The following is a 13,558-nucleotide window of genomic DNA, read 5'->3' as shown; positions in this document are numbered from 1 at the left end:
GCGCGCCCCCCCCCCCCCCGGCCCGGGCGGCCGCGCCCCCCCCGCCCCCCCCCCGCCCCGCGCGGCCGGGCGCGGGGGGCCCCCGGGGGGCCCGCCCCCCCCCCCCCCCCCCCCCCCCCCCCCCGCTCCTACAGGGTTCCTTGTTCCTGCTCGCAGGAACCCAGGTTCAATCCTCTTCGGCCTTGGGCTTCCAGGCCTCCACCAGCTTCTTCTGCACGCCCGGCGGCACCGTGTCGTAATGGCTGAAGTCCATGGCGTAACGCCCCTGGCCACCGGTCATGGCCTTGAGCTGGGTCGGGAAATCCGCCAGTTCCGCCAGCGGCACGCGGGCCTTGATCAGGGTCTCACCGCCGCGCAGTGAATCCGTGCCCATGATCTGTGCTCGCCGCGAGGCCAGGCCACCCGTCACATCGCCCACCGATGGACCGGGGATCGATACCTCCAGGTCCACCACCGGTTCCAACACCACAGGCCGCGCCCGCGACACGGCATCGAGGAACGCCTTGCGGCCTGCGCTGATAAAGGCCACTTCCTTGGAATCCACCGGGTGGTGCTTGCCGTCGTAGACGCTCACACGCACATCCTGCATGGGGTAGCCCGCGACGGCCCCCGCATCCATGGCCTGGCGAATGCCTTTTTCAATCGCCGGCATGAACTGGTTCGGGATCACGCCGCCCTTGGTGTCATCCGAGAACACAAAGCCCGCGCCGCGCTCGAGGGGTTCCACCCGCAGGAACACCTCACCGAACTGGCCCGCGCCGCCGGTCTGTTTCTTGTGGCGGTGATGGCCTTCGGATTTCCCGCCGATGGTTTCGCGGTAAGCGATGCGCGGCGGGTGGGTGACCACTTCAACGTCATAACGTGACTTCATCCGTTCGAGCATCAGTTTCAGGTGCAGATCGGATAACCCACGAATGACCGTCTGGTTAACTTCGGCGTGGTGCTCCACCACGAAGCACGGATCCTCCTCGGCGAGACGGGCGAGCGCCTGTGCCAGTTTCTGCTCCTGGCCCTTATGCGCAGGCTCCACCGCCAGGCCGAACATGGGCGAAGGGAACGGGCACGGTTGCAGGTGGATGCGCCCTTCATCGGCGGCATCGTGCAGCACCGCGTCGAAGTGAATGTCATCGACCTTGGCGACCGCGACGATATCGCCGGGCAACGCTTCATCGACCTCGACATGATCCTTGCCTTTCAGCCGGAACAGATGCGCCACCTTGAATGGCTTGCGCCCATCATCGACCAGTAGCTGCGAATCCTTGCGCACGGTGCCTTGCCACACGCGGAAAACCCCGAGTTTGCCAACAAAGGGATCGTTGACGATCTTGAACACGTCGGCGACGACGTGTTTGCCGGCGTCAGCCGCGACATCGAAGCGAATGCCCTTGTCGTCGTGGAACGGCGGCGGATTGGTTTCGTTGGGGCAGGGCAGGATGCGTTCGATGAGCTCGAGCAATTCGCTCACACCGACGCCATCGCGCGCACTGGTGAACACGATGGGCACGAGATGCCCATCGCGCAGGCAGTGCTCCAGTGCATCGTGCAGTTCGGCGGCGGTCAGGGCATCTTCGCCCTTATCCAGGTAATGCTCCATGACGCCATCATCGATTTCGACGACTTGATCGATGAGCTGCTGGTGCGCTTCGCCCGGCGATGAGAAATCGCTGTCGCCGCCCTTCTGGAAGAAGGCATCACGCACGGCGTGCCCGTGCGAGGCGGGCAGGTTCACGGGAAGGCATTCATTGCCGAACTCCGTGCGCAGGTCATCCACCAGTGCGGATAGGTTTACACCTTCCGCATCGATGCGGTTGACGATGAGCAGGCGCGCGAGGCCACGCTCCTTTGCGTGCGCCATCATGCTACGCGTCCCGTGTTCGATCCCGTTGGCGGCGTTCACCACGATCGCCACGGTATCGGTCGCCGCGAGCGCGGCGAGGGCCGGTCCGCGGAAATCCGCGTACCCGGGGGTGTCCACAAGGTGTATTCGAAAGCCGTTGCGTTCGATGGATGCGATGGAAGCATCGATGGAGTGGCCCCTGGCGCGTTCCATGGGGTCGTTATCAGAAACGGTACTGCCTTTTTCCACGCTGCCCATGCTGTTGAGCGCGCCGCCGGCGTGGAGCATGGCTTCAAACAAGGTGGTCTTGCCGGCCCCGGCGTGGCCGGCGAGTGACAGGCTGCGGATGCGTTCCGTGGATGGCGACACGATGCGACCCTCCCTAAGGATGGCGGTCCCCCCGTCCTTCCAAGCCTTCTCCGATTGGGCGTGGGAATCAAGTGGCGCGGGAATCTTCTTTCGGGCGCGGTGTCTGTAGGCGCAGGCTTAAGGTGCGGTCAGGCCGTCGCGCTAAGCTGTACAGCTTTCCTCCAGGCCAGATCGGGACTCCCCTCCAGCGTGCAATACCCAGGCAAGGCGCCACCGCCGCACGTCGAATCGCACCGGCTCCCCCCGGAGGCGACGCGCCGCCATGGGCTGCACCCGATCGATCCCGCCACCATCACGGCCCTGCGCGCCATCCGCCAGCGCAAGCCGCCGCACGATCCGGTGCGCTCCACGCTGGCCATTGCCGGCACCCTGATCCTGCACATCCTGATCATCCTGCTGGTGCGCTACGAGATGCAGCCGCGGCCGCTGGTCGGGTTTGCCGTGCCTGATGACAAGGAGGACGTACTGGAGGTGCGCTTCATCGAGCCCACCCCGCCGCCGCCCTTGCAGGCGAACGTCCCGCCGCCTCCCCCGGTGAGCGAGCCGCCGCCCAAGGTGCGCTCGCCTGAGGCCACCCGGCCTGAGCCGCCCAAGCCTAAGAAGGAGCCGCCGAAGGAGGACAAGCCTGCCGAAAACGAGGCGGCACCCACGCCACCGGCGCCCGCGCTGCAGCTGTACGGCAAGGATGGCAGCATCAACACGGGCGCCACGCCGGCACCGGCGCCACCGGCCAATACAACCCAGGCGGATTTCGTGGCGCGCAAGCCCACGGATGATGCCGGCGTCATGGCCCACAAGGGGCCGGTGACCTACAAAGAGACCCGGTTCGAGAAGGACTGGGCGCCGCGCGACGAGAACATCGTGAACGGCGGCCTGCGCAAGGTCATGGAAAACACCACGCTGAAGAAGCAGGTGAATGTCGGTGGTACCCGGATCAACTGCGCCACGGTGTTCTTCGTGCTGCCCGTGGGGTGCCGGGGCGAAGATCCGCCGAAGCCGCCGCCGAAGTCGGCCGATGGCCGGCTCAACATGGCGCCCTCGCACCCGTTGGCCGATGGCCCCGATGTGGTGAAAGCGCCGGAAGAGGCCGAGTGCATCGCCGCGTTCCGCGCCGACAAGCCGCTACCGCAAGGCTGCCCCAGCGATGTGCCGCTGAAGGCCATCGAACTGGAAAAAGCCGAAGAGCAGCGCAAAAAGGGAATGTAGGAGCGCACTCGCGCGCGATCGGGTGCGCCGGGCGATTGTGCGTGGCCCACGCACCATAGACACTACCGCCCAATGCCTACCCATTACACACCGGACAGCGAGCGCGAGGCCGGCGAACCCACGCTGCCCGTATCGCCGCGCGATGCGGCGATGCATGCGCTTGTCTATCGCCGGCAGCTGCGCCAGAGGCCCAGTCCCAGCGGCCGGCGTATCGCCGGCTGGGTCGGCACGCTCCTTATCCACCTGGTGTTCCTGTTCGGCATGATCCTTGGGCCGGCGTACAACGTGCTGCCGCCCCCGCCTGATGACCTGGATAACCCGGATGCCCTTCAGGTCCGGCTGATCGACAAGCCACCCCCGCCCGTACCGCCAGTGCGTGGCACGCCGTCGAAGGCGCCGGTCGCCAAGGCAAAGCAGGCCACCAGCAAATCCGTCGCCAGCCGTGCCTCGCGCGGTTCGCACGCGGCCGCCACCGCGTCCGCGACGAAGGCCCTGCCGGCTATCGCGGTGCCCGCGGCACCGCCGCCGCAGGTCAAGCCCGATGTGAAGGTCACCGCGCCGCCGCCGAGCGTGCAGGCCGTGGCCGAGAAGCCGCTGGTGCAGCCGACCGCGCCGCCCCAACAGCCCGAGCTGGAGAAGGTGCCGCTGCCCACGCCCGCGCCGCCCGATCTGGCCGTCGATACGCCTAAGCCGACGGTCGTTCCCCCACGCTTCCAGCCCGAGCCGGTGCGCAAGGCCCAGGTGGAAGGCACGGCGCCCATGCCGCCGCCCGCGTCGTTGTCGCTGCCGCCGATTCCGTCATCGCAACCGGCGGTGACGCCCACGCCGCCGCAGATCACGGCCGAGAAGACCACGCCGGTGCCGACGACCACGATGACACTGGCGTCCGTGCCGCGCCCGGAGGTGCAGGAATCGTCGGCGCCGCCCACACCGCAGGACACGCCGCTGCCAGCGATTGCGCAGGAGCCGACGGCGCCGCCAGCGCCCCAGGTCACGCCCGATCTCCCGCGCCCCGTACCGCCTAAGGTGGCGGTCGAGACCGTGCGCGCACCGGCCGTCCAGGCCGAAGCCGAGCTCGAAGCGGTGCCGTTGCCCGATGCTGCGGCCAAGGCGAATCTCTCGGCACCGGTGGCGGATGTTTCACGCCCAGCGATCCAGGCGCCGGCGGTCACGCCAGGCGAGTTGCAGCGCCCCGTCGCGGGTGAAGACATGGCCCCCGCGCCGCCGGGCCAGGCACCGGGCGATAACGCCGCCGGCGAAGCCACGGCGCAGGCGCAGAACGAACAGGGCAAGGCGGCCGCGGATAACAGCGCCGCGCCGAGCAAGGGCGAGCCCGGCGCACCTTCCGCCGCTGGCGAATCCACGGCGGCGAACGCCGGCACCAACACGCCCGGTGCGACGGCGGATACCGGCAAGCCGGGCGCCGCGAAGGGCGCGGACGAAGGCGAGCGCCTCACCGGCGCGAACGGCACCTCGCAACGTGCGGACGGCGTGGAAGGTGGGCAGGGCGACAAGACCGGCCAGGTCGGCGCCTACGTGGAACTCAAACCACGTGGCAACGTCACGCCGCAGAACGGTGCCCACGTGCATATCGATTACAAGGCCACGCGCTTCGATGGCGCATGGACGCCCAAGGGCGAAAGCTCGGTCGACACGGCGCTTCGGCATGGTGTGGAAGCCACGACGGTGAAGTTCACCGTACCGCTGCCGCGCGGCGTGCGTATCAACTGCACGGCGGGGCCGGGTGCCTCCGGCGGCGCGATGAAGCAGGCGATTTCACTGTTCACGCTGGGCTGCGGTGGCGATCCGCCGCCGAAACCGTCCGAGCCCGACAAGCTGGTGAAGAACCAGACGATGGCCTCGAAGCCGCTGGCGGATAACCTGCCGCCTGCGAATGCGACCACCGTGGCGGCCGCGCCGCAGCCGATCGACAACACCGCCTTCTGCACCACGGCACGTGTCGCGGGCGGCCCGTTGCCGCCGGGCTGCGAACCCACCATCAAGATCAACGTGCAGGCCGCGCCGCAGGCGAACGGCTCATGGGTGCCCGCGAGCGATCAGTTCAAATAGCGAGCGGGCGGATCTCGGTACCGGCGGCCATATCGTGCAGGCCGCGGTGGCGCGCATCGAACAACGATGGCAGCAGGATCACGGCCCAGCCGGCCAGCGGCGCCCAAAGAGCGACCTGTAACGACGCCACGGCATAAAGCATCAGCAGCAACACGGGCAGCCCCGCCACGATAAGGCGCAGCAGCCCGCGCCTGATATCCACCGCGTTGCCTTCGCGCGTCACGACGCGAATACGCCACGGCCGCATGCCCAGGGTCTGGCCGCCACGTATCCACGACAACAGGAAATACGCGCCCACCACGATCGCCTGAAGGGGCTGGTACCACCACGCCACGATGTGCCCCTTGTCATCCGCGATATGGCCACCGGTCACCATTTGCGCGATCAATCCCACCACCATCACGATGGCGACCACCGCCAGCACGTCGTAAACGATCGCCGCAAAGCGGCGCCAGGCAGGGGCGGGTAAGGGTGTCGTGCTCATGCGGCCTCACAATGGGGTGCTCGGGCCATTATGGGTTTTCCGGGTGTGCTCGTGCGACCATCGTGGCATGACGGAAAGCAGCACCGAACCCGGCGCGGCCGACGCCCGCCTGATTGATCGCTTCATCGAGCGCGTGTGGTCGGAAGATGGCCTGGCCGATCGCACGCTCGAGGCGTACCGGCGTGACCTGGCGCAGCTATCGCGCTGGCTGGAACCGCGTGGCCACACGCTGGCCACGGCGACTCGCGAAGATATTTCGGCGTACCACGGCAGCCAGCCAGTCTCCGTGCGCAGCATGGCCCGGCGGCAATCGGCGTTCCGTCGCTTCTACGCGCAGATGGCGCGCGATGAAGGCAAGCGCGAAGACCCGACCCTGCTCATGCAGCGGCCGAAGATGCCGCGCGGCCTGCCCAAGGCGCTGGCCGAGCGCGAGATCGAGGCGCTGATCGTAGCGCCCGACACGACCACAGCCTTGGGCCTGCGTGATCGCGCCATGCTCGAATTGATGTACTCATCGGGCCTGCGCGTTTCAGAATTAGTCGACCTGCCGCTCTCCGGCCTCAATACGCGCCAGGGCGTGCTGCGTGTCACCGGTAAGGGCGGCAAGGATCGCCTGGTGCCCGTGGGCGAGGAGGCGCTGGCACATGTCGAGCGCTACCTTGCCGAAGCGCGACCGGGTCTGGCCCAGGGCCATGGCCAGCCGCCCGCGTTATTCCTGTCGCGCCGTGGCAGCGCCATGAGCCGCCAGCAGTTCTGGACCCTGGTAAAGGGCTACGCCATGCAGGTGGGGATCCCCGGCAAGCGCGTCTCGCCGCACGTGCTCCGTCATTCGTTTGCCACGCACCTGCTCAACCATGGTGCCGACCTGCGTGCGCTGCAGATGTTGCTGGGCCACAGCGCGCTCAGCACCACGCAGATTTACACCCTGGTGGCGAAAGAGGGGCTCAAGCGCCTTCACGCCCAGCATCACCCCCGCGGATAACCTGCCGTGCCACAATCGGGGGAACCGATCGCGTGCCGCGCGTTCCAAAAACGGCCGTGAACTCCCCCGGTACCCCATGGAGCCGTACCCGATGTTCAAGAAAATCCTCCCGGCGCTGCTGGCCGGCGTGTTTGCCATGACGGCGGCCGCCGCCGATGACACCAAAGCCGTGCGCGCCGCCGTTGAAGGCCTTGGCCCCGGTATCAAGGTCGATAGCATCCAGCCCTCGCCCATGCCCGGCTTCTATCAGGTCGTGGCCTCGGGCCGCATGGTGTATGTCACCGCCGATGGCCGTTACATGCTCAACGGCAACCTGATCGACCTGAAGAGCCAGACCGATCTTTCGGCCGCGAGCTGGGCCGCCACGCGCAAGGCCGAGCTGGCCAAGGTGCCCGCATCGCAGCGGCTGATCTACTCGCCGGCGAACCCCAAGCACACCGTCACGGTGTTCACCGATGTGGATTGCGGCTTCTGCCGCCAGTTGCACTCGCAGATCGAAGAGTTCAACAAGCAGGGCATCGCAGTGGAATACGTGTTCTGGCCGCGCGAGGGCATCAAGACCACGGGTGGCAACGACACGCCGTCGTACACCAAGGCGGTCTCGGTGTGGTGCGCGTCGGACCGCAAGAGCGCGTTCGACAAGGCCATGAAGGGCGGTTCCGTCGCGGCAGCCACCTGCACCAACCCGGTGAAGGATGAGTTCGAACTGGGCGAGCGCCTGGGCGTGAACGGCACCCCCACCGTAGTGACCGAAAACGGCGACGTGGTGGGTGGCTACCTTACCCCCGCCCAGCTGCTGAAGGCGGTCAGCGCCCCGGCCGGCACCATCAAGGGCGGCTAAGGCCCTGTCGGGGCTGGCCTCGTGGTCAGCCCCGATGCTGTCCCGCAACATCATGTAGAATAGGCGTTTTCCTCCAGCGCCTTATCCCCCCGCATGATCGCACTCGACGGGCAGAGCGCCCTCTCGCCGTTTCGCCTCGAACGACTGAACGCCCACCTGGAGGCCCTGCACCATGGGACCCGGGTACAGGCGGCGTGGTTCGTGTACTTCGTGGATGCCGCCACGCCCCCGGAAGGTGACGCCCGTGCGCGCCTGCTGGCCGTGCTGGAGGCCAAGCCTGGCCAGCCCGAGCCCGCCTCGTTCTGGGTCGTGCCGCGCCTGGGCACGATCTCGCCCTGGTCCAGCAAGGCCACCGATATCGTCCACGGTGCCGGCTTCAACGTGCACCGGGTGGAGCGTGGCGTGGCGTGGCAGGTCACCGGCATGCCGGCGGCCACCGACCCGGCCTACGCCCAGGTCATGGCGGCCTTCTGCGACCCCATGGTGCAGTCGCCGCTGGCCAGCCTGGCCGATGCCGCCGGGCTGTTCCTGGCGGGCACCCCGGGTGACCTGGGCCGCGTGCCGTTGGGCAGCGACCCGCATGCCGCGCTGGAAACCGCCAACAGCGAGCTGGGCCTGGCCCTGGCCGCCGACGAGGTCGATTACCTCGCCGAGCGTTACGGCGAGATGGGCCGGGCGCCCACCGACGCCGAGCTGATGATGTTCGCCCAGGCGAACTCGGAGCATTGCCGCCATAAGGTGTTCAACGCCACGTGGACCCTGGACGGCAAGGAACAGGAAAAGTCCCTGTTCGGCATGATCAAGAACACCCACCAGCACTCGCCGCGCTTCACGCTGTCCGCCTACAAGGACAACGCGGCGGTCGTCGAGGGCTACGAGGGCAACCGCCTGTTCGTGAATCCCGAAGACGGTGTGTTCCGCACGGTGAAGGAATCCGCGCCGTACGCCATCAAGGTGGAAACGCATAACCATCCCACGGCCATCGCGCCGTGGCCGGGCGCTGCCACGGGCTCCGGTGGCGAAATCCGCGACGAAGGCGCGACCGGCCGCGGCGGCAAGCCGAAGGCTGGCCTGACCGGCTTCTCGGTGTCGCACCTGCGCATTCCCGGTACGCCGCGTCCGTGGGAAACCGCGCGCCCGCTGCCGCCGCGCATGGCCTCCGCGTTTGAAATCATGCGTGATGGCCCGCTCGGTGCTGCTGCGTTCAACAACGAATTCGGCCGCCCTGCGCTGGGTGGTTACTTCCGCACGTTCGAGCAGGAAACCGGCGAGAAGGGCATCCGCCGCGGCTACGACAAGCCGATCATGATCGCCGGTGGCCTGGCTGCCATCCGCGAGCAGCACGTGCAGAAGCGTGACGTACGCCCTGGCGATAAGGTCATCGTGCTTGGCGGCCCCGCCATGCTCATCGGCCTTGGCGGTGGTGCGGCTTCGTCGGTCGCCTCCGGCACCTCCAGTGCCGAGCTCGATTTCGCCTCCGTGCAGCGCGATAACCCGGAAATGGAACGCCGCTGCCAGCAGGTGATCGATGCGTGCTGGGCGCGTGGTGACAAGAACCCCATCGTCAGCATCCACGACGTGGGCGCGGGTGGCCTTTCCAATGCCATTCCCGAAATCCTCAACGACGCCGGCGTCGGCGGCATCATCGATCTGTCGAAAGTGCCTTGCGATGATCCGACGCTCTCGCCCATGCAGGTGTGGAGCAACGAATCGCAGGAGCGCTATGTCCTGGCGATTGGCCCGGAGGACATCGCCGAGTTCGAGGCCTACTGCAAGCGCGAGCGTTGCCCGTTCGCCGTCGTGGGTGATGCCACCGCGGAAGCGCGCCTGATCGTGCGCGATCCGCGCCGTGATATCACCGTGATCGACCTTGGCATGGATGTGCTGTTCGGCAAGCCGCCGCGCATGCACCGCGATGCGCAGCGCGTGAAGCCGCGCGTTGACCTGGTGGCGGACCTCACCGGCATCGGCATGGACGAAGCGCTGATGCGCGTCCTGCGCCTGCCGGCAGTCGGGTCGAAGAACTTCCTGATCACCATCGGCGACCGCACCGTGGGTGGCCTGAACGCGCGCGACCAGATGGTCGGCCCGTGGCAGGTGCCCGTGGCGGACGTGGCCGTGACCATGACCGATTTCGACGGCTACACCGGCGAAGCCATGGCCATGGCCGAGCGCGCCCCGGTGGCGTTGCTCTCCAGCCCCGATGCCGCACGCATGGCGGTGGGCGAAGCCATCACCAACATGGCCGCCGCACCGCTCAAGCTCGAAGAAATGCGTCTGTCCGCGAACTGGATGGCCGCCGTGAACCACCCAGGCGAAGACGCCGCGCTGTTCGATGCGGTGCGCGCCGTGGGTATGGAACTGTGCCCGGAACTGGATATCGCCATCCCGGTGGGCAAGGACTCGTTGTCCATGTCCACCGTGTGGACGGATGAAGCCGGCAAGAAGCAGAAGACCGTATCGCCGGTGTCGCTGGTCATCACCGGTTTCGCGCGCGTCGACGATGTGCGCCGCGTGCTTACCCCGCAGCTCAAGCTGGATCGCGGCGATACCGATCTGTGGCTGATCGATCTGGGCGCAGGCCGCGATCGCCTTGGCGGTTCCGCGCTCACCCAGGTGTTCAACCGTGGTGGCGGTGTGCCGCCCGATCTGGATGATGCGAAGCGCCTGCGCGCCATGTTCGAGCTGATCCAGGAAGCGAACCGCTCGGGCTTGTTGCTGGCGTACCACGATCGTTCCGATGGCGGTGCCATCGTCACGCTGCTGGAAATGGCTTTTGCTGGCCGCTGTGGCCTTGAGATCCGCCTGGATGGCTGGGCCGATGCCACGCTGCGTGCGCTGTTCAACGAAGAGCTCGGCGCCGTCGTACAGGTGGCGTCGGCCAACCGCGAGGCCTTCGAACAGCTGCTGGTGAAGCACAACCTGGCGGGCATGACCCACAACGTGGGCCGGCCGAAGGAGAAGCTCGGGATCAAGCTGCACCTGAACGGCGAAACGCCGTTCAAGTGGAACTGGACCGAACTGTTCCGCGCCTGGAACGAAACCAGTTACGCCATGCAGCGCCTGCGCGACAACCCGCTCAGCGCGGACCAGGAAAGCGAATGGCGCCTCGATGACGCCGATCCGGGCCTGTCGCCGAAGCTCACGTTCGATCCGGCGGAAGATATTGCTGCGCCGTACATCGCGACGGGCGTGCGCCCGCGCGTGGCGATCCTGCGCGAGCAGGGCGTGAATGGCCAGGTGGAGATGGCGGCGGCATTTACCCGCGCCGGCTTCGAAGCGGTCGATGTGCACATGACCGACCTGGCCACCGGTCGCCACCACCTGAAGGATTTCCGTGGTTTCGCCGCCTGCGGTGGTTTCTCGTATGGCGACGTGCTGGGTGCGGGCCGCGGCTGGGCCACGTCCATCCTGTACAACGATGCGCTGCGCGAGCAGTTTGCCCGCTTCTTCGAGGACGGCAGCAAGTTCGCACTGGGTGTGTGCAACGGCTGCCAGATGATGTCGCAGCTGAAGGACATCATCCCCGACGCGAAGCACTGGCCACAGTTCCTGCGCAACCAGTCCGAACAGTATGAAGCGCGCCTGGCCACGGTCGAGATTCTCGATGCGGGCAGCCTGTTCTTCCGTGGCATGGCCGGCTCGCGCCTGCCAGTCGCGGTGGCACACGGCGAAGGCCGCGTGAGTTTCCCGAACGTATGCAGCCCGTCGAAGAGCCACGGCGCGGCGCGGTTCGTGGATAACCGCGGCAAGCCTACCGAGCACTACCCGCTGAACCCGAACGGTTCGCCGGGCGGGCTTACGGCGTTTACCGCTGCCGATGGCCGCGTGCTGATCATGATGCCGCACCCGGAACGCGTGTTCCGCAGTGCACAGCTCAGCTGGCACCCGGAGCAGTGGGGCGAGGATTCGCCGTGGATGCGCATGTTCCGTAACGCGCGCGCCTGGGTCGGTTGAGCCGGGCCGCGAACGAGGTGGCAGCCGTGACGACGGGCGATCTCACCAGCATCATCATCGTCCTGGCCGATAGCGGGCCGCTCACTCGCGATTGCGTGGATCACGCGCTCGCGAGCGATCGGCCTGTTGAGGTCATCGTGGTCGACAACGGCTCGGACGATGGCATCCCCGAGGCGCTGGACCGCGCCTTCGCGGCCGATGATCGCGTCCGTGTCGTCTACAACCGTGCCAACCTCGGCTTCGGCCCCGCCGTGAACCGCGGGGCCACGCACGCGCGCGGAAAGTACCTGTTGGTGCTGAACCCGGATTGCCTGATCGATCCGGATACGCTCTCGCGCATGCTCGCTCACGTCGGGCCGCACACCGGCATCGTGGGCGCCCTGGTCCAGGATGAAGCCGGGAACGTGGATCCGGCATCGCACCGGCGCGACCCGCTGCTCGCCCGCGCGCTGGCCACCAAGCTGGGTCGTGGCGGTGCCGGCATCGATATCGGTGGCCCGCTTCCCGAAGGCGCTGTCCAGGCCGAGGTCGTATCCGGGGCCATCCTGCTCATGCCACGTGCCGCGTTCGAGACGCTGGGCGGCTTCGACGAGACCTTCTTCCTGCATTGCGAAGACATGGACCTGTGCCGGCGCGCGCGCGACATGGGTTACCAGGTGTTGCTGGCCGCGGATGTTCGCGTCATGCACGGCAAGGGCGGTTCCAGTCGCCATCGTCCCGTGTTCGTTAGCCGGCACAAGCACCGCAGCATGTTCATCTGGTTCCGTCGCCACGACCCGGCGGCAAAGAATCCGTTGCTGCGTGGCCTGGTCTGGCTGGGCATCTGGTCGCACTTCCTACTCAAGATCCCGGGCCAGCTCCTGCGGAAAAAGCGCCGATGAGCGGCGCGGTGAAAGGCAGTGGCCTGGCGACGCTGGGCCTGCTGGCAGTGACCGCGATCTGGGGCTCGACGTTCGTCATGATCAAGGATGTCGTGGGCCGTATGTTGCCGATCGATTTCCTGGCCGTGCGCTTCGCCATCGCCGCGGTGGCGATGCTGCTGCTGTTTGCCCTGCCAGTGCGCCGGCTCAGCCGACCGCAGCTTTGGCGAGGGCTGGCGCTTGGCGTGCTTTATGGCCTCGCGCAATGGTTGCAGACCGAAGGTATCGCGTTGACCTCGCCCAGTGTCAGCGGCTTCGTGACCGGCATGTATGTAGTCATCACGCCCATGCTTGCGTGGCTATTGTTCCGGCAGCGCATTCCCGCCATCACGTGGCTCGCCGTCGTACTCGCTATGGTGGGCCTGGGCGTGCTGGCGCTCAACGGGTTCGCGGTGGACCTGGGCGTGCTGCTCACGCTCGCCTCGGCCGCGCTCTATGCCTTGCATATCGTGGGGCTGGGGCATTGGTCGAAGCCTGGCGATGCGTTCGGCATGTCCGCTATCCAGATGCTCGGCATCGCCCTGGTGTGCGTGCTGGCCACGCTGCCCCACCATGGCCCGGCGTTGCCGCCCGACGGCAAGGCGTGGGTTGCCATCATCTACATGGCATTGATCGCTGGTGCGCTGGCGATGCTGGTGCAGACCTGGGCGCAGGCGCACATGCCGGCGACACGTGCCGCCATCGTCATGACCACCGAACCGGTCTTCGCCGCAGGTTTCGCGGTGGCGCTCGGCGTGGATGCGTTGACCACGCGCATGCTCTGCGGTGGCGCTTTGGTGCTGGCTGCGATGTACATGGTGGAACTGGCTCCCCGCTTTCGCCGCAAGAAGCCCGCTGAAGCCCTGCACCACGAGGCGGGTTGAAGCCCTGCCGGTGACCTGTGTTCGTATGT

Annotated in this window: 9 protein-coding genes; 7 read left to right on the top strand and 2 right to left on the bottom strand. The window is 67.2% G+C overall.

The window, feature by feature from the left end:
- Nucleotides 1–166: 166 nt before the first annotated feature.
- Nucleotides 167–2,206: an elongation factor G gene (fusA, locus tag ABIE56_RS14980; RefSeq protein WP_429244580.1), complete on the bottom strand. Its 2,040-nt coding sequence runs from the start codon at nt 2,204–2,206 to the stop codon at nt 167–169.
- Nucleotides 2,207–2,395: 189 nt separating this feature from the next.
- On the opposite strand from fusA, the gene ABIE56_RS14975 reads away from it, so the two are divergent.
- Entirely contained in the window at nt 2,396–3,412 is a 1,017-nt protein-coding gene (locus ABIE56_RS14975) for a hypothetical protein (protein WP_429244579.1), read from the top strand.
- A gap of 72 nt (nt 3,413–3,484) precedes the next feature.
- Nucleotides 3,485–5,482, top strand: coding sequence for a hypothetical protein (locus ABIE56_RS14970; RefSeq protein WP_429244578.1), 1,998 nt, complete (start codon nt 3,485–3,487; stop codon nt 5,480–5,482).
- Here ABIE56_RS14970 and ABIE56_RS14965 read toward each other — a convergent pair.
- Complete coding sequence (locus ABIE56_RS14965; protein ID WP_429244577.1) at nt 5,475–5,966, bottom strand: RDD family protein; 492 nt, start codon at nt 5,964–5,966, stop codon at nt 5,475–5,477. The genes ABIE56_RS14970 and ABIE56_RS14965 overlap by 8 nt on opposite strands.
- 67 nt (nt 5,967–6,033) lie before the next feature.
- Here ABIE56_RS14965 and xerD point away from each other — a divergent pair, with 67 nt between their 5' ends.
- The 5 genes from xerD (at nt 6,034) to ABIE56_RS14940 (ending at nt 13,529) form a co-directional block, all read left to right on the top strand.
- Nucleotides 6,034–6,948 carry a site-specific tyrosine recombinase XerD gene (gene xerD, locus ABIE56_RS14960; protein WP_429244576.1) on the top strand — a complete coding sequence of 305 codons (915 nt, stop codon included), beginning with the start codon at nt 6,034–6,036 and terminating at the stop codon, nt 6,946–6,948.
- Nucleotides 6,949–7,039: 91 nt separating this feature from the next.
- The gene (locus ABIE56_RS14955) at nt 7,040–7,789 is read left to right on the top strand and encodes a DsbC family protein (RefSeq protein ID WP_429244575.1); all 750 of its coding nucleotides are present in this window, start codon (nt 7,040–7,042) and stop codon (nt 7,787–7,789) included.
- A 93-nt stretch (nt 7,790–7,882) separates the two neighbouring features.
- Nucleotides 7,883–11,746: a phosphoribosylformylglycinamidine synthase gene (purL, locus tag ABIE56_RS14950; RefSeq protein ID WP_429244574.1), complete on the top strand. Its 3,864-nt coding sequence runs from the start codon at nt 7,883–7,885 to the stop codon at nt 11,744–11,746.
- Nucleotides 11,747–11,772: 26 nt separating this feature from the next.
- Nucleotides 11,773–12,627 (top strand): glycosyltransferase family 2 protein, encoded by an 855-nt coding sequence (locus tag ABIE56_RS14945; protein ID WP_429244573.1) that lies wholly within the window; start codon nt 11,773–11,775, stop codon nt 12,625–12,627.
- Nucleotides 12,624–13,529, top strand: coding sequence for a DMT family transporter (locus ABIE56_RS14940; protein WP_429244572.1), 906 nt, complete (start codon nt 12,624–12,626; stop codon nt 13,527–13,529). Before ABIE56_RS14945 ends, ABIE56_RS14940 begins: the two co-directional genes overlap by 4 nt.
- Nucleotides 13,530–13,558 lie beyond the last annotated feature (29 nt).

Source organism: Luteibacter sp. 621 (genome assembly GCF_050435445.1).
Taxonomy (GTDB): Bacteria; Pseudomonadota; Gammaproteobacteria; order Xanthomonadales; family Rhodanobacteraceae; genus Luteibacter.
Note: the sequence above shows the minus strand (reverse complement) of the source record. Positions and strands in the feature narration are given on the sequence as shown.

Coding starts and splice junctions, on each gene's coding strand:
- ABIE56_RS14970 (WP_429244578.1), top strand. CDS start 3,485: ATGCCTACCCATTACACACCGGACAGCGAGCGCGAGGCCGGCGAACCC.
- ABIE56_RS14965 (WP_429244577.1), bottom strand. CDS start 5,966: ATGAGCACGACACCCTTACCCGCCCCTGCCTGGCGCCGCTTTGCGGCG.
- xerD (WP_429244576.1), top strand. CDS start 6,034: ATGACGGAAAGCAGCACCGAACCCGGCGCGGCCGACGCCCGCCTGATT.
- ABIE56_RS14955 (WP_429244575.1), top strand. CDS start 7,040: ATGTTCAAGAAAATCCTCCCGGCGCTGCTGGCCGGCGTGTTTGCCATG.
- purL (WP_429244574.1), top strand. CDS start 7,883: ATGATCGCACTCGACGGGCAGAGCGCCCTCTCGCCGTTTCGCCTCGAA.
- ABIE56_RS14940 (WP_429244572.1), top strand. CDS start 12,624: ATGAGCGGCGCGGTGAAAGGCAGTGGCCTGGCGACGCTGGGCCTGCTG.